28 protein-coding genes and 1 pseudogene are annotated in these 25,790 nt (G+C 73.0%); 11 read left to right on the forward strand and 18 right to left on the reverse strand.

Features of this window, described 5'->3' with window-relative positions:
* The 6 genes and pseudogenes from EER30_RS49835 to EER30_RS47640 all read left to right on the forward strand — a co-directional run.
* Positions 1-120 (forward strand): annotated as a pseudogene (locus EER30_RS49835) (IS630 family transposase); the annotation flags it as partial.
* 26 nt (positions 121-146) lie between these two features.
* Positions 147-338 carry a hypothetical protein gene (locus EER30_RS41090; RefSeq protein WP_205650643.1) on the forward strand — a complete coding sequence of 64 codons (192 nt, stop codon included), beginning with the start codon at positions 147-149 and terminating at the stop codon, positions 336-338.
* On the forward strand, positions 331-651 hold the full coding sequence (locus EER30_RS41095; protein ID WP_127507325.1) for a PadR family transcriptional regulator: 321 nt from the start codon (positions 331-333) through the stop codon (positions 649-651). The genes EER30_RS41090 and EER30_RS41095 overlap by 8 nt, the downstream gene beginning before the upstream one ends.
* Positions 651-1,703, forward strand: a complete 1,053-nt coding sequence (locus tag EER30_RS41100; protein WP_127507327.1) for a hypothetical protein — start codon at positions 651-653, stop codon at positions 1,701-1,703. The genes EER30_RS41095 and EER30_RS41100 overlap by 1 nt, the downstream gene beginning before the upstream one ends.
* A gap of 53 nt (positions 1,704-1,756) precedes the next feature.
* Positions 1,757-2,869, forward strand: coding sequence for a glycosyltransferase 87 family protein (locus tag EER30_RS41105; protein ID WP_240670635.1), 1,113 nt, complete (start codon positions 1,757-1,759; stop codon positions 2,867-2,869).
* Positions 2,866-3,627, forward strand: coding sequence for a hypothetical protein (locus EER30_RS47640; protein ID WP_164842675.1), 762 nt, complete (start codon positions 2,866-2,868; stop codon positions 3,625-3,627). Before EER30_RS41105 ends, EER30_RS47640 begins: the two co-directional genes overlap by 4 nt.
* Here EER30_RS47640 and surE read toward each other — a convergent pair.
* Genes surE through EER30_RS41160 form a run of 11 tightly spaced genes read right to left on the reverse strand, consistent with a single transcriptional unit; the run spans position 3,557 to position 14,747 of the window.
* Positions 3,557-4,363 carry a 5'/3'-nucleotidase SurE gene (gene surE / locus EER30_RS41110; protein WP_127507329.1) on the reverse strand — a complete coding sequence of 269 codons (807 nt, stop codon included), beginning with the start codon at positions 4,361-4,363 and terminating at the stop codon, positions 3,557-3,559. The two genes, EER30_RS47640 and surE, sit on opposite strands and share 71 nt — an antisense overlap.
* Entirely contained in the window at positions 4,360-4,653 is a 294-nt protein-coding gene (locus EER30_RS41115; RefSeq protein WP_127507331.1) for a hypothetical protein, read from the reverse strand. Before EER30_RS41115 ends, surE begins: the two co-directional genes overlap by 4 nt.
* Before the next feature lie 42 nt (positions 4,654-4,695).
* Positions 4,696-5,652 (reverse strand): glycosyltransferase family 9 protein, encoded by a 957-nt coding sequence (locus EER30_RS41120; RefSeq protein WP_127507333.1) that lies wholly within the window; start codon positions 5,650-5,652, stop codon positions 4,696-4,698.
* Complete coding sequence (locus EER30_RS41125) at positions 5,649-6,329, reverse strand: SDR family oxidoreductase (RefSeq protein ID WP_127507335.1); 681 nt, start codon at positions 6,327-6,329, stop codon at positions 5,649-5,651. Before EER30_RS41125 ends, EER30_RS41120 begins: the two co-directional genes overlap by 4 nt.
* Before the next feature lie 12 nt (positions 6,330-6,341).
* Complete coding sequence (locus EER30_RS41130) at positions 6,342-7,718, reverse strand: PfkB family carbohydrate kinase (RefSeq protein ID WP_127507337.1); 1,377 nt, start codon at positions 7,716-7,718, stop codon at positions 6,342-6,344.
* Positions 7,715-8,323: a D-sedoheptulose-7-phosphate isomerase gene (locus EER30_RS41135; protein ID WP_127507339.1), complete on the reverse strand. Its 609-nt coding sequence runs from the start codon at positions 8,321-8,323 to the stop codon at positions 7,715-7,717. Before EER30_RS41135 ends, EER30_RS41130 begins: the two co-directional genes overlap by 4 nt.
* Entirely contained in the window at positions 8,323-9,528 is a 1,206-nt protein-coding gene (locus EER30_RS41140) for a glycosyltransferase (protein ID WP_127507341.1), read from the reverse strand. The genes EER30_RS41135 and EER30_RS41140 overlap by 1 nt, the downstream gene beginning before the upstream one ends.
* Positions 9,513-10,430, reverse strand: a complete 918-nt coding sequence (locus EER30_RS41145) for a glycosyltransferase (protein ID WP_127507343.1) — start codon at positions 10,428-10,430, stop codon at positions 9,513-9,515. Before EER30_RS41145 ends, EER30_RS41140 begins: the two co-directional genes overlap by 16 nt.
* Positions 10,427-12,028, reverse strand: a complete 1,602-nt coding sequence (locus EER30_RS41150) for an HAD-IIIA family hydrolase (protein WP_127507345.1) — start codon at positions 12,026-12,028, stop codon at positions 10,427-10,429. Before EER30_RS41150 ends, EER30_RS41145 begins: the two co-directional genes overlap by 4 nt.
* Positions 12,025-13,068, reverse strand: a complete 1,044-nt coding sequence (locus tag EER30_RS41155) for a glycosyltransferase family 2 protein (protein WP_240670636.1) — start codon at positions 13,066-13,068, stop codon at positions 12,025-12,027. The genes EER30_RS41150 and EER30_RS41155 overlap by 4 nt, the downstream gene beginning before the upstream one ends.
* A 50-nt stretch (positions 13,069-13,118) precedes the next feature.
* Entirely contained in the window at positions 13,119-14,747 is a 1,629-nt protein-coding gene (locus EER30_RS41160) for a carbamoyltransferase family protein (protein WP_127507349.1), read from the reverse strand.
* Positions 14,748-14,888: 141 nt separating this feature from the next.
* Here EER30_RS41160 and EER30_RS41165 point away from each other — a divergent pair, with 141 nt between their 5' ends.
* The gene (locus tag EER30_RS41165; protein ID WP_127507351.1) at positions 14,889-16,295 is read left to right on the forward strand and encodes an aldehyde dehydrogenase family protein; all 1,407 of its coding nucleotides are present in this window, start codon (positions 14,889-14,891) and stop codon (positions 16,293-16,295) included.
* Between the two features lie 27 nt (positions 16,296-16,322).
* On the opposite strand, the gene EER30_RS41170 is transcribed toward EER30_RS41165, so the two are convergent.
* The 5 genes from EER30_RS41170 to EER30_RS41190 form a co-directional block, all read right to left on the reverse strand.
* Positions 16,323-17,168, reverse strand: coding sequence for a glycosyltransferase family 2 protein (locus EER30_RS41170; protein ID WP_240670637.1), 846 nt, complete (start codon positions 17,166-17,168; stop codon positions 16,323-16,325).
* A gap of 40 nt (positions 17,169-17,208) precedes the next feature.
* Positions 17,209-18,162, reverse strand: a complete 954-nt coding sequence (locus EER30_RS41175) for a TIGR03557 family F420-dependent LLM class oxidoreductase (protein WP_127507353.1) — start codon at positions 18,160-18,162, stop codon at positions 17,209-17,211.
* 127 nt (positions 18,163-18,289) lie between these two features.
* Positions 18,290-18,949 (reverse strand): DUF3618 domain-containing protein, encoded by a 660-nt coding sequence (locus tag EER30_RS41180; RefSeq protein WP_127507355.1) that lies wholly within the window; start codon positions 18,947-18,949, stop codon positions 18,290-18,292.
* The gene (locus tag EER30_RS41185; RefSeq protein ID WP_127507357.1) at positions 18,925-19,338 is read right to left on the reverse strand and encodes a phage holin family protein; all 414 of its coding nucleotides are present in this window, start codon (positions 19,336-19,338) and stop codon (positions 18,925-18,927) included. The genes EER30_RS41180 and EER30_RS41185 overlap by 25 nt, the downstream gene beginning before the upstream one ends.
* Positions 19,335-20,180: a hypothetical protein gene (locus EER30_RS41190; RefSeq protein WP_205650644.1), complete on the reverse strand. Its 846-nt coding sequence runs from the start codon at positions 20,178-20,180 to the stop codon at positions 19,335-19,337. The genes EER30_RS41185 and EER30_RS41190 overlap by 4 nt, the downstream gene beginning before the upstream one ends.
* Before the next feature lie 273 nt (positions 20,181-20,453).
* Here EER30_RS41190 and folP point away from each other — a divergent pair, with 273 nt between their 5' ends.
* Positions 20,454-21,251: a dihydropteroate synthase gene (gene folP / locus EER30_RS41195; protein WP_432417594.1), complete on the forward strand. Its 798-nt coding sequence runs from the start codon at positions 20,454-20,456 to the stop codon at positions 21,249-21,251.
* Here the strand turns inward: folP and EER30_RS41200 are convergent, their stop codons facing one another.
* A complete protein-coding gene (locus tag EER30_RS41200) occupies positions 21,252-21,812 on the reverse strand; it encodes a TetR/AcrR family transcriptional regulator (protein WP_127507361.1) in 561 nt (186 codons plus the stop codon).
* A 65-nt stretch (positions 21,813-21,877) separates the two neighbouring features.
* On the opposite strand from EER30_RS41200, the gene EER30_RS41205 reads away from it, so the two are divergent.
* Entirely contained in the window at positions 21,878-23,284 is a 1,407-nt protein-coding gene (locus EER30_RS41205) for an MFS transporter (RefSeq protein ID WP_127507363.1), read from the forward strand.
* Positions 23,285-23,577: 293 nt separating this feature from the next.
* Here EER30_RS41205 and EER30_RS41210 read toward each other — a convergent pair whose 3' ends face one another.
* The gene (locus EER30_RS41210; RefSeq protein WP_127507365.1) at positions 23,578-24,399 is read right to left on the reverse strand and encodes a helix-turn-helix transcriptional regulator; all 822 of its coding nucleotides are present in this window, start codon (positions 24,397-24,399) and stop codon (positions 23,578-23,580) included.
* A gap of 105 nt (positions 24,400-24,504) precedes the next feature.
* On the opposite strand from EER30_RS41210, the gene EER30_RS41215 reads away from it, so the two are divergent.
* On the forward strand, positions 24,505-25,419 hold the full coding sequence (locus EER30_RS41215; RefSeq protein WP_127507367.1) for an SDR family oxidoreductase: 915 nt from the start codon (positions 24,505-24,507) through the stop codon (positions 25,417-25,419).
* A 129-nt stretch (positions 25,420-25,548) separates the two neighbouring features.
* The gene (locus EER30_RS41220; RefSeq protein ID WP_127507369.1) at positions 25,549-25,788 is read left to right on the forward strand and encodes a hypothetical protein; all 240 of its coding nucleotides are present in this window, start codon (positions 25,549-25,551) and stop codon (positions 25,786-25,788) included.
* Positions 25,789-25,790: the final 2 nt, after the last annotated feature.

Below are 25,790 nucleotides of genomic sequence, written 5' to 3' on the forward strand. Positions count from 1 at the left end.
CGCCAAGCCCATGCCTTCTTCCAGCACCGCACCGACAGCCAGAACCTGACCACCGCCGCGCCCTGGACCTCACCCTGGCTGCCGCCGGGTTACGGACAAAACTTCTGGCCAGGCGCTTAGAACCCGCCTCAGTAGCGCGGGCCTCTTTGCGCGACACCCGGCGCCAGGTCGACGAGCTGGTGGCCGCCCTGGGCGCGGAACCCGTGCTGGCCGAGCGGTTGTGGCTGTTGATCGACGGCCTGTACGGCGGCACGAGCGCCGGCCCGGTGGTCGCGGTCGACTGGGGCGCGGGAGCTGGTCGGCGGCGCCACCCCTATGTAGGGTGCGTACATGGGTGAGCCGCGGATCACGGCGTCGGTGCTGAAAGTCCTCGCGGGGCTGCTCGCCGAGCCGGGCGCGCAACGCTACGGGCTCGAGCTGATGCAGCAGACCGGCCTGCCCAGCGGCACGCTCTATCCGATCCTGGCCCGCTTCGAGCGGGCCGGCTGGGTCGAGTCGTCGTGGGAACAGATCGACCCGGCCGCCGAGGGCCGTCCGAGCCGGCGCTATTACGTGCTCACCGCCGAGGGCGCCGCCGTCGCCCAGCGAGAGGTCGCCCTCATGCGACGGCAGATGGCCCCGGGCCCGGCCGGCCGCGTGCGGGAGGCGTGATGAGACCGCACGACCGGCTCGCCCGGGCGGCCGTCTCGGTGGCCGCCCGGCGCTGGCCGGCCGACCTCGGGCCGCTTCTGCGCGACGAATGGCTGGCCGAGCTCGCCGCCATCACCGGGCCACGGTCGGCCTACCGGAAGCTGACCTTCGCGGGCTCGCTCATGGTCTCCCCCGCGGTCGACGAGCCCTCGTGGCCCGAGCGGGCGCAAACCCTCGGCCGAGCGGCAGCGGCCGCGGCCGGCGTCACCCTGCTGGCCGCGGTGTCGACCAACATCGCGCGCGGCTCGACTCCCGCCCTGCTCCTGGCCGGCGTCGCCGGGCTGGCCGCGCTCGGCCGCCGGGTGCGCGGGTCGGTCGTGCTGCTCGGGGTCGCGCTGTTCGCGTTCCTGCTGGCCGGCAACCCCGTGCCGGTGATGCCGTTCATGGGCGCGGCCGACCTCGCCCCGGCCGTTCTGACCTGGGTGGCCGGGCTCGCCCTGGTGCTGAGGCTGGCCCGTCGGCGTTGGGCCGTTGTCGCAGGGGGCCTGGCCACGCTGGAACTCGCGACGATCGCGGGCTCGGCGCACGCGGCCGCCGCGCTCGGCGTCCCTGCCTGGACAGCGCCCGCCTGGTTCCCGCTCTCGCTGCTGCCCGGCGGCACGGTGTCCTTCGGCCCGCACTTCCCCGATGGTGCCGCGGTCTTCGGTGGCTTGAGCGCGTCGGGCCCGGCCTTTCACGCCTCCGAGATCCTGCTGGCCAACGCCGCGGTCATGACCGGCCCGCTGCTGCTCTGCACGGCGTTCGTGCTGGCCCGGGCCCTCGGCAGTCCGAGCCGGGCGCGCCCGATGACCGAGTGGAGCCGTACGGTCGTCGGCCTGGCGGCAGCCCTCGCCGCCCTCGCCGTCACCCCGCTGCTTCCGGTCGCGAGCACGGACGCCGATGCCGTACTGCACCGCCTGATCGACAACACGACAGCGTTCGGATTCGGCTTCGCCGAGCATCCGGTCGGGCTCGGCGCGGTCGCGCTCCTGGCCGCCGTGCTGGCCATGCGGGCCGTCGCCGCCCCCGAATAACGAAGTCGCCACAGCCCTTCCTGACAGCTCACACCCTATGTAGTGTTCCGAGCATGGGTAACCGACGGATCTGGGGACTCGCCGCTGCGGCGGCCACGGCCACAGCGCTGGCGGCCTTCTGGAAACCGCCCGGCGCCCGCCTGACCGACCTCTCCGTCTATCTGGGCGCGGTCTCCGGCCTGGCCGACGGCGCCGGCCTCTACGACTTCACCCGAGGCGCCGCGCCTTTCACCTACCCACCTTTCGCCGCGCTGCTCTTCACCCCGCTGACCTGGCTCCCCGTCGGCCTGGTCCAGATCGGCTGGACCCTCGCCACCCTGAGCACCGTCGCCGCCCTGGCGATCCTGGTGACCCGGCACCGCCCGGATATCCCAGCCGCCGTCGCCGCCGTGGCCCTGGTCCTCTCCGCGCCCGTCTCCTCCGACGTCAAGTACGGCCAGGTCAGCATCTTCCTGGCCGCCCTGGTCCTGGCCGACTTCCTGGCCCTGCGCCGCACCCCTTGGCACGGCGTCCTGATCGGCCTGGCCGCCGCCGTCAAACTGACCCCGCTGATCTTCATCCCGCTGCTCTGGTGCACCGCCCGCAAACCCGCCGCCGCCCGTGCCCTCGCGACCTTCGCCGGCTGCGCCCTGATCGCCGTCCTGGCCCTGCCCGGCGATTCCTGGACGTTCTGGACCGACAAGGTCTTCGAGGTCACCCGCCTCGGCCACATCACCGGCGCGGGCAACCAGTCCTTGAACGGCGCTCTCCTGCGCCTCGAAGTCAACGCCCACGCCCGTACGGTCCTGGTCCTGGCCGTCGGCGGCACGATCGCCGTCGCCGCCCTTCGCAGAGCCGCCCGCCACCCCGACCCCCTGACCGCCGTCATCGTCCTGGGCGCCGCGAGCGTGGTGCTCAGCCCCGTCTCCTGGACCCACCACCAGATCTGGCTGGTCCTGGCCGCCCTGCTCCCCGTCGACGGCCGCCCCTGGGCCCGCACAGCCTGGCCCGCAACGGTTCTGGCCGTCATGCTCCTGCCGGCAACCGCCCTGTTCAGCGAGTCCCGCCTGCTCCTGGCCATCGCCGCGGCCGCGCTGCTCCCCCTCGCGACCGCCGGCACGGTCCGCCTCGAAAGGACACTCAGGCCGTCTGCGATGATCACCCGCCCGAGACAGGACGAGTGTTGAGGACCCTGCTTCTGCTGTGGCTGGCCCTGACGACAGCCGCGTTCACCGCCGCCGCCGGCGCCCGCCTCGGATGGACGTACGCGCCCGATCTGCCCACCGAGTCCCAAGTCCGCTCGATCATGACCGCCGCATTCCCCGGCGCGTCCTTCACCGAGGACATCCGCACCGATTTCCTGGCCGGCTCCGAGCACCCCGCTCCCGGCGCGGTCCTCCTCGGCGACGACGAATACGGCCCCGGCTCCATCGAAATCGAGATCCACACCCCCGTCGCCGACCTCGTCCCGGTCGCCCGGCGACTGGAATCGGTCGGGTGGCGCACGGGCGCGACCGACGGCGACCGGCTCACGGCCGCCCACGACGACTGGCGGCTGACCGTCCACCCCACGTACGAAATCAACTCGCCCCTCGTCGTGGTGGAACGCGCCGAGCCCTGGCCGGCGCAGGTCCTGTCCGTCGCCTTCTGGCTCGCCGGGGGTCTGCTCGCCTGGGCAGTCGCGCGCCGATTCGCGAGGAAACCCGGTGTCCTCGGCCTGGTCCTGCTGACCCCGCACACCGTGATCGTCACGATCCTGCTCGTCGCCGACATCGCGGAGATCAGCGGCACCGGCATGTTCACGATGCTGTGGGAACCGCTGATGACCCCCTACATCCGCGTGCCGGCGTTGATCGGCCTCGCGGTACTCGCCGTCAGGTGGAAGCCGGACGCTGCGCCGGGATCCGCACCCCGGACACCTCGGCCGGTGGCCGGATCGCGGTGACCGTCGCGAAGCCCTCGGCCAGCAGCGCCATGTCGGTTCCCGGGACCAGTTCGTCGCCGCTGCGCTCGATGCTCGTGCGCACGAAGCCCTCCCCCGCCTCGGCCACCGCGAGCTGCGCCTGCCCGAACCAGGCCAGCGTCGCCTCCCGCAGCGGCGCCACCTCGCCACGGTCGGGCACGTTGAGGTTGAGCACCGTGCGGTCGGGCGCCGCGATCAGCGCGCCGAGCAGCATCACGGCCGCCGAAGCCGCGGTCTCCCAGTGCAGGTCCTCGTCGGCCGGCACCACGATCGCGTTGCCACCCGTAGCGGGCGACCCGGCCGACGTGGGGTTGAGCACATCCAGCGACACCGCCAGCCCGCGGATCCCGTTGTTGGCCGCGGTCAGCGCCGCCCCGACCGTCCCCGAGTGCAGCACCGCCCGTCCGGCGTTGGCGCCCCGGTTGATGCCCGAGACCACGAGGTCCGGCGGCGGCCCGAAGACCCCGAGAGAGGCCAAGACCACGATGTACGCCGGTGAGGCCGCCACCGCGTACGCCGTCAGGCCCGCCAGGTCGTACGGGGAAACCACGATCTGCCCGTCGTCGGCCACCGCCGTCAGCGCCGCGCTCATCCCGCTCTGTTCCTCACGGGGTGCGGCCACCACCACCTCGTGATCGCGCGCCACCGCGAGGGCCAGCGCCCGGATCCCCGGCGCCGCCACCCCGTCGTCGTTCGTGATCAGGATGCGAGGCCTCATATCTTGGTCAGGCGCAGGTAGCGCCGTCCGACCGCATGTCGGGCACCGCGTGGCTCGACGCGCAGCCGCACCGTCGCTCCCGGTCCAAGGTGGACGGGCAGGGGGTCGCTGCCGGTCCAGTCGAGGCGGGCGCGCACGGTGTGCGGGCCGGGCGGCAGGGCCAGCGACAGTTCCCGCCCGCAGCGCACGACGCCTTTCACCGCGCCGTCGACGACGATCTGGTACGCCCGGGCCCGGTCGATCCAGTGCCCCGACGGCCTTTCGACGGTGAGCGTGGCGATGACGGTCATACCCGTGATGCTCCCACCGCGCCGCCCGCCCCGCAGCGGCAATCAGTCGTCGAGCAGCTCACGAACGGCCTTCTCGCCCGGCTTGCCGACCACTTTCCCTGCCTCGTACGCCGCAGTCGCACCGGTCACCTCCCTCGCCGCGATCAGGACCTCGTCGGGCTGGACGGCGAGCAGAGCCGGGTGAACTCCGGGTTCCGGGCTGTCCCCGCGTTCGCTGCGGGTGCCGTGCCAGATCGCCCGGTGCCACGGCCGGGCGGGCGGCCCCCAGCGGGCGGGCGACATCGGCCCGAACAAGACCACTGAGGGCGTACGGAATGAGGTGGCGAGGTGGGCGACGCCGGTGTCCCCGCTGACGACGAGCCGGGCGTGCGCCACGAGCCCGGCGAGTTCGCCCAACCCGGTGTCCGGCGTCGCGTCGCCGCTCAGACCGGCGCGCTCGGCCACCCGTACGGTCAGATCTCTCTCGGCGGCGGAACCGGTGATCAGCACGTGATGGCCCGCCGCGCGCAACGCCCGGGCGACGGCCGCATAGCGATCGACGGGCCAGCGACGCGATGGTGACTTGGCGCCCGGGTGGATGATCGTCGCGCCGGGCGCGGCGGAGTTCGGCGCCGTCAGCGACAGATCGGACTCGTCGGCCGCGACGCCGTAGTGACGGACGAGCCGGCACCAGCGCTGCACCTCGTGCTCCTCCTCGATCCAGGGCGGACCGTCCTGATGCCCCGCGTCCGCGCAGGTAAACGCCCACATCTCAGCCGGACGGGTGCCTGCCAGCCGCCGGTGCGACTCGGGCCCGCCGCCGTGGAGGTTGACGGCGAGCCGGGCTCGGGGCAGCGGCCCGACCCGCTCGACGCCGCCGATGAGCTCGATCAGCGGGGTCAGCCAGTCCGGCGCGGCCAGGGCCAGGGTCTCTCCCGGGAAGGCGGCGCGGAGCCCGCGCAGGGCGGGCACCGCGGTCGCCAGGTCGCCCACCCCGAGGTCGCGGAGGACGAGGATCACGGGTACGAGGTCTCGGTCTCGGCGGCTATGACGAGCTCGCGGATCGCGCAGCCGCGCGGCTGGCCGAGCGCGAACATGATGGCGCCGGCGACGTTGGCCGGGTCGTTGAGGATCGCGTCCGGCCCCGGCTTGTACTGCTCGTCGCGCTCGTCGAAGAACTTCGTTCGCATCCCGCCCGGAATGACCAGGGTGACGTTGACCTGTCCGGCCAGCTCGGCCGAGAGCGCCCGGGTGAAACCGACCACCCCGAACTTGGCCGCGCAGTAGGCGGTGGCGTCGCTGACCGCCTTGACCCCGAGTGTGGAGGCGACGGTGACGATGCCGCCGTGCGACTGCTTCAGCGCCGGGATCGCGGCCCGGATGACCGCGGCGGTGGCGAGCAGGTCGATGGTGACGATCCGGTCCCAGGTCTCGCCGGGGAGGTCGGCCAGGGCGCCGGGAACGTCCATGCCGGCCGCGGTGACGACGCCGTCGATGCTGCCTCCGGCCTGCTCGATCGCGCGGCGCGTGGCGGCCTCGGCCGCGCGGGTGTCGGCCAGGTCGCACTCGATCCAGGCGACGCCGTCGGCGGGGGCCTGACGGTCGATGACGAACGGGCGGCCGCCGGCCTTGACCACGGCATCGGCGACGGCGGCGCCGAGCCCGCTCGAACCGCCGGTGATGATGACTGCGTCCATGCTTGGTGCCTCTCAGATGGTGGCGGCGCGGGCCGCGGCGATGGTGCCGGTGGTGGAGCGGCCGTCGAGGTAGGGCACGAAGACGGTCCGTCCGCCCCAGCGCTCGACCAGCTCGGATTCGGGGACGGAGTCGTAGTCGCCGCCCTTGACCCAGACGTCGGGCCGCAGCCAGGTGAGGACGGCCTCGGGGCTGGATTCGCCGAAGACGACGACGGCGTCGACGCAGTCGAGCGCGGCGAGCAGCCGGGCCCGGTCGGTCTCGGGGTTCAGCGGGCGTTCAAGGCCCTTGAGCCCGCGTACGGAGTCGTCGCTGTTGAGGCAGACGATCAGGCAGTCGCCGAGCTTACGGGCCGCGCGCAGGGTCGCGAGATGACCGACGTGCAACAGGTCGAAGCAGCCGCCGGTGGCCACCACCGTCCCGCCCCGCGCGCGCACCTCGGCCGCGAGCCGCCCGGCCTGGCCGGCGCCGATGCGTTCCGGCGCCACCGGTTCGGGCTCGCGGTGCGCCTTCAGCGCCACGGTCACGCCGCCGTTTCCCACGTACGCCGACGCGGCCGCGACCGCCCGCTGCACGGCCTCGGAGACGAGATCGCCCCGGGCGAGCGCGAGCGCGGCGGTCGCCGCGAACCGGTCCCCGGCGCCGCAGGTGTCCCCGGCGGCGATAGCGGGGGCCGGCACGACCAACGGGGCCGTGCCCGAGTGGCAGAGCACCGCGCCGTCGGCGCCGCAGGTGACGACGACCGCACCGGCCCGCCACCGCTGCCGCAGCGCCTGTCCGCCGCGCTGGGCCACCGCGAGGGTCGAGCCGTTGCCCGCGTCGCCCGACAGTTTGCGCACCTCGGCGAGGTTCGGGGTGACCAGGCGGGCGTTGGGCACCGGCGGTGGCCCGTTCGGGTGCGGGTCCCAGACGACGGCCGCGCGGCTCTCGCCGATCGCGCGGCGCAGCTCGGGATGCCGGGCGACGCCGCGGCCGTAGTCGCTGACCAGGATCGCCCCGGCGTCGCGCAGCAACTCCAGCACGGCCGGGGGTGCGTCGCCGGGCCGTTCCGGGTCGCCGCCGCGGTCGAGGCGCAGCAGCACCTGGCCGTGCGCGCGCAGCCGCACCTTCTCGGGGGTCGCGCCGGGCAGCGGCAGGGCGAAGACCGCCACCCCGGCCTCGGTGAGCAGTTCGCTGAGCCGGGCGCCACCCGCGTCGTCGGCGAGGGCGGTGACCAGCGCGACCTCCTGGCCCGACTGCGCGGCCAGCAGGGCGGCCAGGCCCGCGCCGCCCGGCCGTTCCCCGACGTGCTCCTCGTCGAGCACCGGTGCGGGGGCGTCCGGGGCGATGCGGCGTACGGTGCCGTCGACGTCCTTGTCGAGCAGGGTGTCCCCGACGATGACCAGCCTCATACGCCGACCTCCATCTCGAGCTCGACGAAAGGGACGGTCAACGCCCGGTCGAGGTATTCGCACATCAGGTGGACCGAGATCAGGTGCAGCTCCTGGACGACCTGGCTGTCCGGCGACGGGCACCGCAGCGCCTCGTCGCTGGCGTCGGCGAGCGGGCCGGACTGCCCGGTCATCGCCCACGTCCGCATCCCGCACTCCTTGGCGGCCCGCACCGCGGCGAGCAGGTTGGGGCTACTGCCGCTGGTGGACAGGGTCAGCAGCACGTCGCCGGGACGGCCGTGGGCGCGCACCTGCCGGGCGAAGATCTCCTCGAAGCCGTAGTCGTTGCCGATCGCGGTGACCGCCGACGAGTCCGGGGTGAGCGCGATCGCCGACAGCGGACGGCGCTCGTCGCGCAGCCGGCCGACCAGTTCCGCCGCGAGATGCTGGGCCTCGGCCGCGCTGCCGCCGTTGCCCGCCACCAGCAGGCGTCCACCCTGGCCCAGGTGCCAGGCGAGGTCGGCGCCCCAGCGGGCAAGACGGCCGGAACACGCGCGAAAGGGGATGAGCGCCACGGCCAGCGCGGTCAGGTGCGCGTCGGTGGGGGTCAGGTCGGGGGTTTCCATCAGGCGACTGCCTCCCGGGAGGATTCGACGGTGACCCCGGCGATGCTCGCGTAGACGTCGGCGAGCCGGTCGGCGATGCGGGGCCAGGAATAGGAGTGCACGGCGCGGTCGACGGCCGCGGCCGAGTAGGAGAGGCGGCGTACGTCGTCGGCGGCCAGTCGGCGCAGCGCCACCGCGAGGCGGGCCGGGTCGCGGGCGGGCACCAGGTCGCCGGTCACGCCCTCGACCACGGTGTCGGCGAGGCCGCCGACCGCGGACGCGACGACCGGGACGCCGCAGGCCATCGCCTCGATGACGGTCAGGCCGAAGGGCTCGTACCAGGGGGTCGCCGCGACGATGTCGGCCGAGCGGTACCAGAGCGGCATCTCGTGCGACGGGACCGCCCCGGCCAGCTCGACCCGGTCGGCCACCCCGCACCGGACGGCAACCCGGCGCAGCTTGGACGCGAGGTCGCCGTCGAGCGGGCCGCCGACCACCACCAGCTCGGCGTTCGGCACGGCGGGCAGGGCGCGTACGAGATCCTCGACGCCCTTGCGCTCGACCAGCCGCGCCACGGTGAGGATGCGGGTCAGCCTCCCGTCGCGGGGCACGGCCGGACCGTCGGGGCGGAACCGCTCGACGTTCACGCCGGAGGGGACCAGCCGCATGCTCGAACGGGGCACGCCGAGGCGCAGCAGCTCGCGCACCTCGTCGCGGCACTGCACGATCACCCGGTCGACGGCCCGGCCCAGCTCGCGCTCGTAGGCGACCCGGCGCGGCGGGCTGGTGTCGGCCAGACCCTGATGGCGGCGCTTGACCGAGCCGAGAGCGTGATAGGTCTGCAGCACCGGCACGTCGCAGCGGCGCCCGGCGGTGACCGCGGCCAGCCCGCTCATCCAGAAATGGGCGTGGGCCACGTCGGGACGCCACTCGGTGCGCCAGTCGTCGGCCAGCCACTCGGCGAAGGCACCCATGAACGGCAGCAGCTCGTCCTTGGGCAGCACGGTCGCCGGCCCGGCCGGCACGTGCACGACATCGAGACGCTCCCCCATCGGCGTCACCGTGGGCAGGTCGTCGCTGTCGCGGCGGGTGTAGACGCGCACCTGGTGGCCGGCCGCCGCCAGCGCCCCGGCCAGTTCGGCGACGTGGGCGTTCTGGCCGCCCGCGTCGACGCCGCCGAGAGCCGCGAGCGGGCTGGCGTGTTCCGAGATCATCGCGACGCGCATGTTTCCTCCTCGAGCAGGCGGTCCCAGTCCGCGAGGAACCGGTCCAGGCCGTAACGGGCGAGGGCGACCTGGCGGGCCCGGGCGCCGAGCTGAGCGGCCGCGGCGTCGTCCTCCATCAGCCAGTGCGCGGCCTCGACGAGCGTGGCGACGCGGGTGTCGAGCACCCCGGCGTCCGGTGGCACGGCGACGACCGCCTCGGTGGTGGCCAGCCCGATGACGGGCATGCCCATCTGCATGGCCTCGATCAGGCTGAGCCCGAGCGAGGTCCAGCGGCACAGGTGCAGGTACGCCCGGCGGCGCGCGACCTGGGCGTGCATCTCGTGCTGCGGCGGGTCGTCGAACGGGGTGATCCGCCGGCCGCGCAAACCCTCGACGCCCATGCCGAAGACGTCCAGCGGCGCGACCTCGGCGAATCTCGGGAACAGGTCGGTGCCGGTGACACGCCGGCGGCGTACGGGCTCATTGGTCACCACGGCGAGGTGGTCCAGCTCGCCGGTCCAGCGTGCCCTGGGCTCGACGATGCCGTGCTCCACGACGGTCGTGCGGGTGCCGCCGGTGTCCCAGAACAGGTCGTTGAAGTGGGTCACGTGCGCGACGACCAGGTCGTCCCGGTCGGCCATCGGGTGCCGGCCGCCGTCCTTGGGGGTGTTGTGCTCCACATAGACGACCGGCACACCCGGCGGTACGAGATCGAGCTCCTCGGGGCGCTGCACGATCGCGACGTCGGCGTCGGCGATCCGGTCCAGCGGGAGCTCCTCGACCGAAGCGGGCCAATCGAAGGTGCGGGCCCGGCCTCGGCCCCACGCGTCGCGGGCGTCGTTGACGGGGATCAGGTAGCGGTGCTTGCCCTGGACGAAAGAGGTGGTCCAGGAGCCGTGCACGTGCCACAGGAGGATGTTCACGCGGCGGCCTCGGCAATCTCGGCGGGTATGGCAAGCCGTGCCACGGCGGCGACCACCTCCGCCGGTTCGATGGTGGACAGGCAGGGGTGGCCGTCGACCGGGCAGGTCGTGGCGCGGGTGTCACGGCAGGGCGCGGCCGGGTCGCCGAGACGTACGGCGGGCACGCGGTAGGGGCCCCACTGTCCGTAGGGGACGGTGGGAGCGAAAAGGCTGATCACGGGGGTGCCGACGGCGGCGGCCAGGTGGGCCGGGCCGGTGTTGCCGACGACTACGCAGGCAGCGCCGGAGAGGATGGTGGCGAGCTCGGCCATGCTGGTGCGGCCGACGGTCCCTTTAGCGGCGTGGGCGTCGTCGCCGCTGACGTAGGCGGCCAGCAGCCGCTCCCCCGGTCCCGCGGTGACGAGGACGCGGTGCCCGGCGGCCTTGAGCGCGGCGACGACCCGGTGCAGCGTCTCGGGCGGGCAGGATCGGGCCTCGCAACTGGCACCGGGATGCACCACGATGTAACCGTCTTTCGCCGTGGCGGCCGTGGCGGCGGTGGCGGCCGTGGCGACGACCCGGAGCGCGCCGTCGTCCGCCCGGGGCAGCCCGAAGCCGGCCGCGGCCGCGACGCTGCGCGCCCGCTCGGGTTCGGGCAGGCCGTCGGGGACACCGCGGTGCCGCACGTCGAGCAGCGAACCGGGATAGTCCTCGCTGATCGCGGTGATCCGGCCGATCCCGGCCGTGCGCAGCAGCAGGGCCAGGGGCAGCGCCGACTGGTGGTACGAGGTGAAGACGACGGCCTCGCTCGCGCCGGTGGCCCGCAGCCGTTCGGTGAGGGCGGCCAGGTCGTCCGGATCGACCGGGCCGGGCCGTGGGTCGATCCAGGGCAGCCGCCACTCGACGATCTCGTCGACGCCGGGCAGCAGCTCGGCCGCGTGCCGTCCCCGCGGGCCGCAGAGCAGCACGACCCGCTCGGCGCCCGCGGCGACCGCCCGGATCGCAGGCCCGGTGACCAGCACGTCCCCGGCGGAATCGGACCGCACGACCAGGACGGTTCGCGCTCTCGCGGGACGCGGCGCCGGGGTCACCAGTTCTTCGCGCCGCAGGATCAGCTCGACGGCCGCGGTCAGATCGGCGGCGACGGCCGGGGCGGCAGCGATCTCACCCGGCAGCGTGATCGGAGCCGGCACGAGGATCCCGGCGGCGCCGGCGGCCAGCGCGGCCTGCATGTCGCGGCCGATGTCGCCGACCACCACGCAGCGGCCCGGGGTCGTGCCGAGGGCCTCGGCGGCTGCCGTGACCAGGCCCGGGGCGGGCTTGCGGCAGCGGCAACGGGCGTCGTCGTCGTGGGGGCAGATCTGCCAGTCGTCGAACGGGCCGAGCAACTCCTCGACACGGAGGTTGACGGCCTTGAGCTCAGCGTCGGTGAACCGGCCACGGGCGAGGCCCGACTGGTTGGTGACCACGCCCAGCCGCATTCCGGCCGCGCGCAGCCGGTCGAGCGCCGCCCGAGCACCGGGCATCGCCTCCACCAGCGAGGGATCGCCGTTGTAGGGAACGTCCACGACCAACGTGCCGTCCCGGTCGAACAGGACAGCGTCGAACAGCTCGCTCATGGGCGGGCCACCGCCTCCGAGCCCGGCGAGTACGCATCCACGCGCCGGCCCGCGTTCAAGGCCGGCCGGACCGCCCGCCACCTCCACCAGCCGCGCAGCCAGTGCAGGGTCGCCGCGGCCGGGATGCAAGCGCTGGTCGCCAGCATCGTCGCGACCTCGCGCGGGTCGCGCGGGCCGGGCGCGACGCGGGCGACCGCGAACTCGGCGGTCCCGGCCGTCCAGATCATCGCGGCCGCCGCGGCGAGCCGGGGCCGGCGGGCGGCGGTGGCCGCGAACGCGGTCAGCCCGGCGACCGTGATCGCTGCATGTCGGTGACGGCGACCGGGCGGAATGTCGAGCGACTCGCGCCAGCCCGGCCCGTAGAGGCGGCGCAACAGCGCATCGTCGGCGTTGCCTCGCTGGGTGCGCAGGCTGACCCACCGGCTCTCGACCCGCACCGGATGCGTGACCCGGCGCTGCCCGCGCCGCAGCGTCCAGCCGTCGCGACGAACGCGGTAGGCAAGCTCGGCGTCCTCCCGGAACGCCCGCGGCAGACGCTCGTCGAAGCCGCCGCAGCGCTCCAGCGCCTCCCGGCGGTACGCCATGTCGGCGGTGATCCAGGCGCCGTCGGCGAGCCCCGCGGTCACCCGCTCCCAGTCGGTGGGCCGCCGCCCGGACGGCGGCGGCACGCGCAGCACACCCTGCACCCCTCCGACGTTTTCGCCCACTCGCGCCAAATCCCCGGCGAGGCGTTCGGCCCAGTCCGGGTCAGGCAGCACGTCATCGTCGAGAAACGCGACCCACTCGCCCCGCGCCACCCGCCACCCGGCATTACGCGCGGCCGCCGGCCCCTTGGCCGGTCCACGCACGACGGTCGCGGCCACCCGCAACGGTGGCTCCGGCACCGGCCGGTCATCCACCACCAGCAGCTCGAACCCGTGCTCAGCCAGCCCCGGAGCCACCGCCACGACCAGCTCACCCAGGCTCTCCCGGCCGAGCGTAGGAACCACGACAGTCACCGCGACGCCCCGATCGCCGTCGGTCGCGTCAGCCGCCGTCACACCCCGGACCTTTCCGCCCGAGGCACCACGACCCGGGCCGGCAGCCGCTGTCATGCTCCGAACGCCTTTGCCCGGTGGACGGCGAACGGGCCGATCGCCAGCAGGTCGACCGGGGCCGAGCCGAACAACTCCATGGCTTCGCGGGGCGTGTCGACCATCGGGCGGCCGGCCGTGTTCAGCGACGTGTTGACGACGACCGGCAGGCCGGTGAGGTGCTCGAACTCGGCGAGCATCTCGGCCACCAGCGGCTCGGTCTCGGTGTGGACGGTCTGCACGCGGGCCGTGCCGTCGACGTGCGTGACCGCCGGGATGCGGTCCCTCCACCCGGGCTTCACGCGATGCACGAAAAGCATGAACGGGCTGGGAAAGACGCCCTCGAAGATGTCGTCGAACATCTCCGCGCGGACCATCGGCGCGATCGGACGGAACTGCTCGCGGCCCTTCACGTCGTTCATCCGGGTCTGGGTGTCGGGGTCCCCCGGATGCGCCAGCAGCGACCGGTGCCCGAGCGCGCGGGGCCCGAATTCGCTGCGCCCCTGATACCAGGCGACGATCCCGTTGCCCGCCAGCACGCGGGCCGCCTCGGCCGCGATCGACGAAGGCCGGCTGTAGGGCAGCGCCGCCCTGACCAGCTCGGCCTCCAGCTCATCGTCGGTCCACCCCCGCCCCAGCGCCGCCGATCCGAACGGCACGTTGCGCCCGGCGACGGCCAGCGCCGCGCCCAGAGCCGTACCCGAATCCCCGGCCGCCGGCTGCACCCACACCCGCTCGAACGGCCCCTCGGCCGCGATCCGCGCGTTCGCCACGCAGTTCAGCGCGGTCCCGCCGGCCATCGTCAGCGTCGTGAGCCCACCCGACGCGTCATGCGTCCAGCGCGCCAGGTCAAGGAGCACCTCCTCCAGCCGCGTCTGCACGCTCGATGCCAAATCAGCATGGATCTCGGTCATTTCACCGTCGGCCGTGCGGGCTTTGGCCAACGCGTCCCAGTCGATGCGCTCCACCACGAACCCGCCGTCGCCGGTCGCCCGCACGAGCTCGCGCAGCAGACCGAGGAACTTCGGCTTCCCGTACGACGCCAGCGCCATCACCTTGTACTCGTCGCTGGAGTGCAGGAAGCCCAGGTGCCGGGTCAGGTCCTCGTAGAGCAACCCCAGCGAGTGAGGCAACTGCTGGCTCTTCGCGATCTCGAGCTGCCCGCCGCGATAGGCGCCGGCCAGGTGGCTGGCGACCTCCCCGCGCCCGTCGAGCACGAGCACCGCGCTGTCCTCGGCCACCGACAACCCGGCCGACGCGGCGTGCGCGACGTGGTGCGGCACGAATCGGACCTGCTCGGGGTCGAGCCCCGGCAGCGCGGCGGCCAGGAACTGCGGTGCCCGCCGGGCGTAGTCGACCCGCAGGTGGTCCCACGGGTCGTCGAGGCCGAGGCTCCCCGCGTCGCGACTGAGTCCCGGGTCGAAGGAGTAGGCGACCACGTCGAGGTCGCCGGGGCGCAGCCCGCCCTGCTCCAGGCACCAGGCGGCGGCCATCTCGGGCAGCTCCCAGGCCGCGAACGGAACCGGCCGCTTGCCGTGCTTGCGGCGGCTGAACCGCTCCTCTTCCGCGGCGGCCACAATCTGTCCGTCGACGACCAGCGCGGCGGACGGATCATGGAAGATCGCATTGATTCCCAGCACTCGCATGGCGGCCCGGATACCCGTGGTTCGCACTCCTATTCACAAGATCCTCGACTTCTCCTAAACAATCTTGAACCCCTCCCCACCTGCACTGATAGGCACAGCGAAGCGAGTTTGAATTCTTTGCGCCAGGGCAAACGCCCGAGCATGTTCAAGGTGGAGCAATACGTGGCAGGCGTCTGGGGACCGGGCAATTCGGGCCGTACGGCAACCGTTTTTGATCCGGCGGACGACACTCCGGTGACGACGATTCCGGTCTCCGGCGACCAGGACGTCGCGGCGGCCGTGCGAGCGGCCCGGTCGGCTGCCCCGGGCCGGGCCGCGACCGCACCGTCAGCTCGTGCGACGGCCCTGCACGCGGCCGCCACCGCGGTGGAGGCGGCCGCGGACGAGCTGGCCGCGATGATGACCGCCGAGATGGGCAAACCGGTCGACGGCGCCCGGGAGTCGATCCTGGCCGGTGTCGGCACCCTGCGGCAGTACGCCGAACTCGGCCCCACCCACCGCGGGCGCGCGCTGGCCGGCAACGACGACGCGATCGACCTCATGGCCTACGGCCCGCGCGGGGTGGTCGCCGTCATCACGCCCTGGAACGATCCGGTCGCGGTGTCGTGCGGGCTGCTCGGCGCGGCCCTGGTCACCGGCAACACGGTCGTCTACAAGCCGAGCGAGCGTACGCCGGCGACCGGCTGGCACCTCACCCGATTGCTCGCGCCGCATTTCCCGCACGGCGTCCTCAATCTGCTCAACGGCGACGGTCCCGTCGGAGCGGCCCTCGCGGCCTCCGCCGTCGACGTGGTCGCCCAGGTGGGTTCGACCGCCACCGGCCGCTCGATCGCCGCCGCGTGCGCCCGCACCGGTGCGAAGGCCCTGCTCGAGAACGGCGGCAGCGATCCCCTGATCGTCGACTCCGGGGTCGACCCGTCGTGGGCGGCGTCGCAGGCCGCGCTGGGCGCCTTCGTCAACTCGGGCCAGATCTGCGTGGCGGTCGAACGCGTCTACGTCCACCGTGCTGTCGCCGCCGAGTTCCTCGACCACCTGGCCCGGGCGGCCGACGAGTGGGCGCCGAAGATCGGCCCGCTGGTCGACCGCCGCCTGCGCGACGCCGTGGACGAGCAGGTGCAGCAGGCGATCAAGGCGGGTGCCCGGGCCGTACGCGGAGGGGCAGCCCCCACCGGCCCCGGCGCCTACTACCCGCCGACGGTCCTGGCCGACTGCACCGACGACATGCCGGTCGTCCGCGAGGAGACGTTCGGCCCGGTCGCGCCCGTCATCACGGTCGGCTCGTTCGACGAGGCCCTGACGCGAGCGGCCGACTCGCCGTACGGCCTGGCCGCGACCGTGCTGACCCCGTCGATGAGCAACGCCCAGCGTGCCTGGCGGCAGCTTCCGGCGGGCACCGTCAAAATCAACGCCGTCTTCGGTGGCGCCCCCGGCGGAGCGGCGCACCCCCGCGGCGGCAGCGGCCAAGGCTTCGGTTACGGCCCCGAACTCCTCGACGAGATGACCGCGGTCCGAGCCGTCCACCTGGAGGCCCCTCCCGGCGGCTGGTGACCGGCTCGCCCGGCGGGCCCGCTGCGGTCATTCGAGACGCCGCAGGTCTGCTTCCACCTGACGCGGCAACGGTCGCCGGTTCCGCAGGGCCCACGCGGATTGGCTCAGCGCGTCGAACGCGCCGCGCGGATTCTCCCGCAGAGCGCCGGCGAGCAGGCCGGCGACCACTCCCGGCGGCCGGCGCAGCATGGCCGTCAGCACCCTGTTGCGGACCTCGGTGCGCACGCGGGCTTCGTTGTCCCGGCCCGAAGGCAGCGGCAGATGCCGCACGACCAGATCCTCCACGTACGACAGTTCGTGCCCCGACGCGGCCAGGTCCATCGCCAGCAGCGCCTCTTCGCCGTAGACGAACAACCGCGGCTGGAACCCGCCGACCGCCAGAAAGGCGTCCCGCCGCACGACGATCGCGCACGCGAGGAAACCCAGCACGGACGGGCCCGCCGCCCCGGGCGGCGTGCCCAGCGGCGAGGCGGCCATCGCCGTCGACACCGGGTCCTCCCGCCCCTCGGCCCCCACGACGACCCGGGCCGTCAGCAAGGCCGCCGCCGGGTGCTGGTCGAGCAGGGCAGCGGCGCGAGCCAGCGATCCGGGTTCCCAGTAGGAATCGTCGTCCGCGAGGGCCACGTACGGCGTAAGCGCCTTTCGCACCCCGACGTTGCGCGCGGCGGCACCCCGGTTCTCCGGCAGACGCACCACATCGACCCCGTCGAACGTCGGCGGCGCCTCGTCCGACGCGTTGTCGACCAGGATCACCAGCGCCCGATGGTGCGGCACCGTCTCCCGCAGGCGGTCACTCCGATTGCGGGTGGCGATCACGACCGTCACGCGGTCGGTCTCGAGGCGGGCTCCGTGGACCTCGGGCGTCAAGGTCACGGTGTCTGGCAATACCCGGCCCGTCCGGCCGCAAGCCCCCTCAACGGGTGAGTCGGCCCTTGAGCTCCTTTTCGAAGAAATCGAAGAACCCGTCAGGATCCGGTCCGGCGTTCATGAGGGCGATATGGTCGTAACCCGCCTTCTGGTACTCGGCGACCTTTTTCACGTACGGCTCGGGATCGGGCCCGGCGACGAATTGCTCGGCGACGTCCTCGGGCCGTACGGTCGCCGACGCGGCCTCGAAGTTCACCGGATTGGGCAGCTCGGCCATCACCTTCCAGCCGGTCACCGCCCACCGCGAGGTCTCGTGCGCGGCCTTGATCGCCGCGTCCTTCGACGGTGCCCACGCCACCGACGCCTCGGCGTACTTCGGCCCCTGACCGCCCGCGTTCGTGAACGTCTCGACCAGGTCGGCACGCGGCTCCGTCGCGAAGAGGCCCGTGCCGTGCGTCGCCGCCAGCTCGGCGGCCTTTTTGCCGCCGGCCGCCACCGCGACCACCGGCAGTTTCTCGGGCAGATCGAAGACCTGCGCGTCCTCGAGCCGCAGGTGCTTTCCCTCGTACGACCGGTAGCCGCCCCGCCAGAGCAGATTGATGATGTCGAGCGCCTCGGCCAGCCGCTCGTGCCGGCCCCGCACGCTGGGGAAGCCCTGGCCGACGACGTGCTCGTTGAGCCGCTCCCCCGCGCCGATGCCGAGCGTGAACCGGTCGTCCGAGATGATCGCGAGGGTCGCCGCGGCCTGCGCGACGATCGCCGGGTGGTAGCGGACGCTCGGGCAGGTGACGCCGGTGGCGATGCCGATCCGGTCGGTCTTGACGGCGATCGCGCTGAGCACGTTCCACGCGAACGGCGAGTGGCCCTGCACGTCGAGCCACGGATGGTAGTGGTCGCTGATCTCCACGAAGTCGAATCCGGCCTGCTCGGCGCGGATCGCCTGGCGGATCAGCTCCTTGGGTCCGAAGGCCTCGGCGGCCAGTTTGTATCCGAGTCTCATACGGGGTGAGCTTCCCCGCCCCGAGCGGCGCAAACCCCGCGAGCCGGCCCCCGAACGGGGACCGGCTCGATCTTCGGGTAGGGTCGCCAGGCTCCCCTGGGTGGGCGGGGGAGGCGGCGGCTCACCGCTACGAAGCGGCTTGTTTTGCCTGTTCACGCACGTCCTGCGCGTCGGAGCGGGCGGTGTCCTTGGTCGTCTGCACGGCCTCTTGCGCGGTCTGCTTGACCTGACCGACGGCCTCCTGCGCGCTGCCGGCGAGGTCGTCCTTCATCTCCCCGGCCATGTCCTTCACCTTGTCGGTGAGGTCGCCGCTGTGGTCTTTGAGCTGCTGCCCGGCCCGCCGCTCAGCGTCGGTCACGGGGATCAGCGTCGAGGCGAGCAGGCCCACGCCGAACGCGATGATGCCGGCGGCCAGGGGGTTGCCCTGGGTTTGCGAGGCGACCGCCTGCGGCGCGCTGCGGACGGCGTCCGCCGCTTGGTGGGCTTTCTCGGTCGCCACGTCACCGACCTGCGAGGCCTTGTCGCTGACGGCACCGCCGACCTGAGAGGCCTTGTCACCGACCGCGCTGCCGACCTGGGAGGCCTTGTCACCGACCTGCGAGGCCCGGTCACCGGCCGCGTGCTTGGCATGGTCGCTGCTGCCCATGACCTTCTCCTTCACCGACGTCCACCGTCGCTGCGCGGCCTTCGCCGGACTTGTCTTCTCGGCCAGCATGTCGACGTCGCGTGTCAGCGACGCCCGCGTACTCTCGATCTGCTGCTTCAGCCGGTCGGGTTCCTGAGCCATTGGGCGTCCTCCTTGAGGGTGTCGACGGTGCGGTGGGGTACGGGGTCGACGGTCTTGAGCTGCTTGCGGCCGTTCATGTAGAGCACGGCACCGACCGCGGCCCACAGAACCGCGACGATCAGGGCCGCCCAGCCGGGCGGGATGACCTCGGAGAGCGCGAAGACCACGGCGAAGCTGAGCAGGACGACGGCGAGGTAGCCGGCGAACGCGGCGCCGCCGAGCATGCCGCCCGCCTTACCGGCCTTGGCCGCTTCCTGCTTGAGCTCGACCTTGGCCAGCTCGACCTCCTGCCGGAAGAGCGTGGAGAGGTCGTTGCTGATGTTGCCGATCAGATCGCCGATGGAGGTCTCGGAGACCTCGTCGGCGTCGTGCCGCTGCGGCGCGGTCATCGCTGACGCTCCGGGTTCTCGACCACGAACTCCTCACGGACGGCCGGCGTACCGGTGCCGGTGGAGGAGTATTCGGTGGCCGTGGCGGGGTATTCGGCGCCGGCGGGATAGGCGGTGCCGGCGGGGTACTCGGTGCCGTTGGCGAGGGCGGGGGTCGCATAGCCGGGCGCGGTCGCATAGGGATCCGCGACGGCGGGTGTCTGCGGCCGCGAGACGTACGAGTCGCTTTCCGGCTTCTCGGTTCCCGCGTCGGGGTCGGCCTTGGCCACGCTCTTGCCGAGCCGGCCGACGACGAAGCCGGCGGCGAGCGCCGTGGCCAGGAAAGCGCCGGGACGGCGACGGGCGAAGTCCTGCACCTCGCGCAGGACACCCTCGGGACCGTTGCGGTCGAGGTAGTCCGCGATCTGCCGGCCGCCCTCGGCCACCCGGGTGACCACGGCCGCCGCGGGGGAGTCGCCGCGGTCGCCGCGCATCTCGTCGAGCTGGTCGGCGGTGTCCCTGATCTGGCTCACCAGCCGGTCGTTCTGGGTGCGCGCCTGGTCGCTGACCCGTCCGCGCACGTCCGATACGAGGTTACCGGCCTGCGACTTGGCCTCCTGGCCGACGCGAACCGCCTGCTCCTTGGCCGTGTCCTTGACGTCGACGGCCGCGTCGCGGGAAGCCTGCCCGGTCTGGGCCGCGACCTCCTTGGCCTTCTGCTTGGCGCCACTGTCCGAACCGGACTCCGACGGGGTGCCGTAGGTCTCGGCCGGGTACGTCTGCGTGGGATAGTTCGGCTGCGCCGGCTCGTCGACGGCATATGCGTCGGTCGGCCCGCGACCGCCTGATGGCACGCTGCTCATGAATTTCCTCCGAGGGGGATTCGTCGTTGCGCCCTCGATCGAATTCATTACCCTCGCCACCATCCCCCATACATAGTTTCCGCAGTGCAAATAAAAGCCGAAGCGCCGCATGATCCGTTTTTGTTCGGGTACCCGCCTCGCCCGCTCAATATGCTCGACACCGCCGCACACCCGTCCCGAGCTGGCCTGTTACCCTGCCCAACCGTGACTGAGCTCAGCCGTACGCGGATCATCGCGGGCCGCCCGTTCGATTTCTCGCGTCGCGTCGCGGTGATGGCGATCGTCAACCGCACCCCTGATTCCTTCCATGACCGGGGCAGCACCTTCGCGCTGGAAAATGCCCTGGAAGCGGTAAGTGCGGCGGCCGACGCGGGCGCCGACTGGATCGACGTCGGCGGGGTCCCGTTCGCGCCCGGTCCCGAGGTCAGCGCGGCCGAGGAACTCGACCGGGTGCTCCCCGTGGTCGAGTTCGCCAAAGCCCGTACGGCCGTCTCGGTCGACACGTTCCGCCCCGAGGTCGCCGCCGAGGTGATCAAGGCAGGTGCCGGGGTCGTCAACGACACGTCGGGTCTGCGTGACCCGGCGATGGCCGAGGTGGTCGCCGGCACCGACGCCCAGCTCGTGATCACGCACAGCCTGGCCGCGCCGCGCACGCTGTGGCCGAGCCCGCACTACGACGACGTGACCGCCGAGGTGGCCGAATTCCTGCGCGCCCGGGTCGAGGTCGCGCTCGACCGGGGCGTACGGCCCGACCAGATCATCATCGATCCGGGCCACGACCTGAACAAGAGCACGCTGCACTCGCTGGAGCTGACCCGCCGCCTGGACGAGATCGCCGCGATCGGCTACCCGATGCTGGCCGCCGTGAGCAACAAGGACTTCATCGGCGAGACCCTGGACGCGAAGCAGCCAGAACGGCTGGCCGGCACCCTCGCCGCCGTGGTCTTCAGCATCCTGCACGGCGCGCGCATCGTCCGCGTCCACGACGTCCGGGCGACAGTCGACGCCGTACGCATGACCGAGGCGATGCTGGGCTGGCGGGAGCCCGCCTACACCCGGCACAACATCTGACTACTTCTCGAGGCCCTCGAAGGTGCCGAGCAGGTCGGCCGCCCACGGTTGCGCGGGCACGGCGGCGGGGCCGATCACGCGCATCGCGCCCAGGCAGGTCAGCAGCATGCCGATGGCGAAGAAGTCGCGCGCCTCCTCGTTCGTGGCGCCGGTCAGTTCCCGTACGACGTCGTAGAGCTTGCCGAAGCAGGCGCGGACCGGGTCGCCGATCGCCGGGTCACCGCTGGCCGCGAAGCCGTGCAGCAACATGGTGATCAGTTCGGGCCGGCCGAGCAGTCCCCCGTACGCGTCGCCGAGGCTCTCCAGGGTGGGGTCGCGCTCGGCCGCGGCGCGCCAGGTCGCCTCGATCGCGTCGCCGGCGCGCTCGACGGCGGCGATGAAGAGCTCCTGCTTCGTGCGGAACAGCCTGATCACGTACGGCTGGGAGACGCCGGCCAGACGGGCGATCTGGTCGGTCGTGGTGCCGGCGTAGCCGCTCTCGCTGAACGCGGTGACCGCCGCCTGGACGAGTTGTTCCTGGCGTTCTTCGGCGGTCAGACGGGTTCGGCTCACGGTTGACATGTTATCAGTCGATAACTAACGTGGCGAAGTAAGTTATCAGTGAATAACAACTTAGGGGGAACCTGATGACTGCCGTTCTCGAGGCGCCCGGCGCGGCGCCGCGGCGCGTCAACCGCCCGCTGGCCGCCGTGCTCGCCGCCGTCGGCATCCCGACGTTCATGGTCACGCTCGACAACCTGGTGGTGAGCACGGCGCTGCCGGTGATCCGCACCGATCTGGGCGCGTCGCTGGCCGACCTCCAGTGGTTCGTGAACGCCTACACGCTGCCGTTCGCCGCCTTCCTGCTCACCGCGGCCGCGCTCGGCGACCGCATCGGCCGCCGCCGCATGTTCATCGCCGGCCTCGTCGTCTTCACGCTCGCCTCGGCCGCCGCCGCGCTGGCCGCCGAGTCGTGGCAACTCACCGCGGCCCGGGCCGTCCAGGGCCTCGGCGGCGCCGCGGTCGCACCCCTGGCTCTGACTCTGCTGGCCGAGGCCGTTCCCGACCGATTGCGTACGGCGGCCGTCGGCATCTGGGGCGGCATCAGCGGCCTGGGTGTGGCCGTCGGCCCGGTCGTCGGCGGCGCGGTCGTCGAGGGCCTCGACTGGCACTGGATCTTCTGGCTGAACGTTCCCGTCGGCGTCCTCGCCGTGGTCCTGGCCGTGACCGTGCTAGGCGAGTCCCGCGGGGGTCCCCGCCGCCTCGACCCGCTCGGCCTGCTGCTCTCGGCGGCCGGGATGCTGCTGGTCATCTGGGGCATCGTCGACGGCCCTGATCGCGGCTGGTCCTCGGGCCGCGTGCTGACCATGCTGATCGGCGGCGGCGTCCTGCTGGCCGCGTTCCTGGCCTGGCAGACCCGCAACCCGTCGCCCATGCTGCCGCTGCGCCTGTTCCGTTCGCGCGGCTTCAGCCTGGTCAACGCGGTCACCCTGACGTTCTCGGCCGGCGCGTTCGGCTCGGTCTTCCTGCTGGCCCAGTTCTTCCAGGTCGTGCAGGGTCTGAGCCCGCTCGACGCCGGCCTGCGCACCCTGCCGTGGACCGCCGCCCCGATGATCGTGGCCCCGCTGGCCGGCCTGTTCGGCGACCGCATCGGCCAACGCACCCTGATCTTCACCGGGCAGCTCTTCCTGGCCGCCGGCATCCTCTGGATCGGCCTCGCCACCGGCACCGACGTCACGTACGGCAACCTGGTGGTCGCGTTCCTGCTGGCCGGCATCGGCATGGGCCTGACCTTCGCCCCGATCAGCACGGTCGCCCTGGCCAGCGTCTCCGACCAGGACCGCGGCGTCGCCTCCGGCGTGAACAACACGATCCGCGAGGCCGGCGTGGCCGCGGGCGTCGCCGTCCTGGCCTCGATCTTCAGCTCCCACGGCGGCTACAGCACCCTGCAGTCCTTCGTCGACGGCCTGCGCCCCGCCGTGATCGTCGGCGCCCTGATCGTCGCGGCCGGCGCCGTACTCGCCCTCTGGCTCCCCCGCCGCAGAACCACCTGAGCGACGTCGCGCGCGCCGGGTGTCCTTCGGGGCCCGGCGCGCGCCCATGTCCCGGTCAGCCCCGAGGCTCGCGGGAGCGGTCCGGTCCGGTCGGATCCGCCGCGGGCGAACGCACGGGGCAGCCCCTGCGGCGAACGCGGACGGGCTGCGGGCGAGTGGCACACCGCGATAGAGCCATCACCACCGCCGGCGCCCGACAGGAGACCGGGCCCGGCAGGCCCTGGAGATGGCGATCATGGCCGGCGGGCCCGCTGACCGGGTCGTGCGCTGAAGCCGGCCGGCTCGACGAGTCATCAGCGCACTGACGGGAGCGCCGCGGAGGCCAGCACGGCCAGCTTGTCGGCGTCGGTCGAGCCGGGGTCGGGGTGGTAGGCGACCAGCATCATGCCGTCGGTGTCGCTGATGTGCAGCTTCTCGCGGCGCAGGGTCAGGTGGCCCACCTGGGGGTGGTTGAACGGCACGGCGGCGGCGCCCCGGTGGCGCACGTCGTGCCGAGCCCAGAGCCGCCGGAACAGGGGGCTGGCCAGGGAGAGCTCCCCGACCAGCTCGATCAGGCGCGGATCGTCGGTGTCGGCGCCGACCGACTCGCGCAAGTGGGCGACCATCGCCGCCGCCCCGGCCCGCCAGTCGTCGAGCAGGGCCTGCTCGGCGGGGTCGAGGAGCACGTCCCGCAGCCGGTTGGCCCCGGCCATCAGGCGCGGTGACAGGGCTGTGGCCAGCGGGTTCGCGACGAGGACGTCCATGTATCGGCCCTCGACGAAGGCCGGCAGCGGCAACGCGGCCACGAACGCGGCGGTGCTGGGCGGCACCACCTCGCGGGGGCGCGCCCGGGGACGGCGGGGCTTGTCGGCGGCGAGGCCGAGCAGGTAACCCCGCGCGTCGTCGTCGAGGCGCAGCACGCGGGCCAGCGACTCGAGCACCTGCGCCGACGGGTGCCGGTCGCGGCCGCGTTCGAGCCGCAGGTAGTAGTCGGCGCTGATGCCGGCCAGCATCGCGACCTCCTCGCGGCGCAGGCCGGGCACCCGCCGCACCCCCACCACGGGCACGCCCGCCTCCTCGGGGGTGACGAGTTCACGCCGCGCGCGCAGAAAGGCCCCGAGGGCGTTCGACTCCATGCGCTCAACGGTAGGACGCCGGAAGCGCCTCAGCCTGGGTCCTGCCGGACCCCCGTCTGAGCGGGACTCTGCCTGAAGCCCGGTAAGAACAGCATCGTGGTTGGCATGACCACTGTTCTTGTCACCGGCGGGTCCGGTTTCATCGCGAGCCACACCATCCAGCAGCTCCTCGACCAGGGCTACGACGTTCGCACGACGGCGCGAAAAGCGGGCCGGCTGAAGGTACGCGAGTTCGAGGCCGATCTGCTCGGCGACAACGGCTGGGCCGACGCCGTCAAGGGCGCCGACTACGTGCTGCACGTCGCCTCGCCCGTGCGGCCCGGCCCTGTCGACAACGAGGACGACCTGATCGTCCCGGCCCGCGAGGGCACCCTGCGCGTGCTGCGCGCCGCCCGCGACGCCGGTGTGAAGCGGGTCGTGCTGACCTCGGCCTTCCACGCGGTCGGCTGGGGCCACCCGCACGACGACCACGTCTTCACCGAGCAGGACTGGACCGTCCTCGACGGGCCGGGCACCGACGCGTACGGCCGCAGCAAGACCCTCGCCGAGCAGGCGGCCTGGGCGTACGCGCGGGAAAGCGGCCTGGAACTCACCACGATCCTGCCGGTCGCCGTCATGGGGCCGTTCGAGAACCGGCAGGTGTCCGGGGCCAACCACATCGTCCAGCAGATCCTCAGCGGCCGGATGCCCGGCTACCCGAACCTGTGGGTGCCGATCGTCGACGTCCGCGACGTGGCCGACGCCCACATCCGGGCCATGACCTCGGACAACGCCGCCGGCCAGCGCTTCCTTCTCTCGAGCGGCCCGGCCATGTCCCTGGAGCAGATCGGCGCCGTCCTGCACGACCGGCTCGGCGCTGACGTGCCGACCGGCACGATCCCGGACGAAGCCATGGGCGCCGATCCCGACCTCGGCTACGCCCGCAAACTCTCCAGCGAGAAGGCCCGCCGCCTGCTCGGCTGGCACGCGCGCCCGGCCGCGGAGGCGATCGTCGCCGCGGGCAAGTCCCTGATCGAGTGACGGATGTCCGCCGTGGAGGTGCGCTTTCCCCAGGCATCTCCTAGCGTCGATGGTGTGCCGGAGGAACCGAACATCGGTCGGGCACCCGTGGGGCGCCCGCCGAAAGGGCGTGCACGGGTCGGACGCGCGGTGGGCAAGGCACAACTCCCCGAGCACGCCAAGACCGAGATGTTCGAGGTCGGCGAGCACGGGCCGCCGCCGGTCTTCGTCGACCCGTCCGGGGGCCGCCGGCGGTGGATCAGGCGTACGGCGTACGCGGTCGGGTTGCTCCTGGTCCTGGCTCTGATCGCCGTCTGGGTGACCCAGCTCGCCGATCCGACCCGGCCGCCGGCGCCGTGCCCGAGCGCCGCCCCCGGCCGGGCCTGCTGACG

This window comes from Actinoplanes solisilvae (assembly GCF_003999975.1).
GTDB lineage: Bacteria > Actinomycetota > Actinomycetes > Mycobacteriales > Micromonosporaceae > Actinoplanes > Actinoplanes solisilvae.

Bases quoted from the DNA above. Each gene is read 5' to 3' on its own strand.
- EER30_RS41205 (WP_127507363.1), top strand. From the start codon at position 21,878: ATGACTGCCGTTCTCGAGGCGCCCGGCGCGGCGCCGCGGCGCGTCAAC.
- surE (WP_127507329.1), bottom strand. From the start codon at position 4,363: ATGAGGCCTCGCATCCTGATCACGAACGACGACGGGGTGGCGGCGCCG.
- EER30_RS41140 (WP_127507341.1), bottom strand. From the start codon at position 9,528: ATGCGCGTCGCGATGATCTCGGAACACGCCAGCCCGCTCGCGGCTCTC.
- EER30_RS41210 (WP_127507365.1), bottom strand. From the start codon at position 24,399: ATGGAGTCGAACGCCCTCGGGGCCTTTCTGCGCGCGCGGCGTGAACTC.
- EER30_RS41095 (WP_127507325.1), top strand. From the start codon at position 331: ATGGGTGAGCCGCGGATCACGGCGTCGGTGCTGAAAGTCCTCGCGGGG.
- EER30_RS41125 (WP_127507335.1), bottom strand. From the start codon at position 6,329: ATGGACGCAGTCATCATCACCGGCGGTTCGAGCGGGCTCGGCGCCGCC.
- EER30_RS41200 (WP_127507361.1), bottom strand. From the start codon at position 21,812: ATGTCAACCGTGAGCCGAACCCGTCTGACCGCCGAAGAACGCCAGGAA.
- EER30_RS41160 (WP_127507349.1), bottom strand. From the start codon at position 14,747: ATGCGAGTGCTGGGAATCAATGCGATCTTCCATGATCCGTCCGCCGCG.
- EER30_RS41150 (WP_127507345.1), bottom strand. From the start codon at position 12,028: ATGAGCGAGCTGTTCGACGCTGTCCTGTTCGACCGGGACGGCACGTTG.
- EER30_RS41185 (WP_127507357.1), bottom strand. From the start codon at position 19,338: ATGACCGCGCCGCAGCGGCACGACGCCGACGAGGTCTCCGAGACCTCC.
- EER30_RS41215 (WP_127507367.1), top strand. From the start codon at position 24,505: ATGACCACTGTTCTTGTCACCGGCGGGTCCGGTTTCATCGCGAGCCAC.
- EER30_RS41105 (WP_240670635.1), top strand. From the start codon at position 1,757: ATGGGTAACCGACGGATCTGGGGACTCGCCGCTGCGGCGGCCACGGCC.
- EER30_RS41100 (WP_127507327.1), top strand. From the start codon at position 651: ATGAGACCGCACGACCGGCTCGCCCGGGCGGCCGTCTCGGTGGCCGCC.
- EER30_RS41115 (WP_127507331.1), bottom strand. From the start codon at position 4,653: ATGACCGTCATCGCCACGCTCACCGTCGAAAGGCCGTCGGGGCACTGG.
- EER30_RS41175 (WP_127507353.1), bottom strand. From the start codon at position 18,162: ATGAGACTCGGATACAAACTGGCCGCCGAGGCCTTCGGACCCAAGGAG.
- EER30_RS41165 (WP_127507351.1), top strand. From the start codon at position 14,889: ATGTTCAAGGTGGAGCAATACGTGGCAGGCGTCTGGGGACCGGGCAAT.
- folP (WP_432417594.1), top strand. From the start codon at position 20,454: ATGGCGATCGTCAACCGCACCCCTGATTCCTTCCATGACCGGGGCAGC.
- EER30_RS41190 (WP_205650644.1), bottom strand. From the start codon at position 20,180: ATGAGCAGCGTGCCATCAGGCGGTCGCGGGCCGACCGACGCATATGCC.
- EER30_RS41180 (WP_127507355.1), bottom strand. From the start codon at position 18,949: ATGGCTCAGGAACCCGACCGGCTGAAGCAGCAGATCGAGAGTACGCGG.
- EER30_RS41135 (WP_127507339.1), bottom strand. From the start codon at position 8,323: ATGGAAACCCCCGACCTGACCCCCACCGACGCGCACCTGACCGCGCTG.
- EER30_RS41130 (WP_127507337.1), bottom strand. From the start codon at position 7,718: ATGAGGCTGGTCATCGTCGGGGACACCCTGCTCGACAAGGACGTCGAC.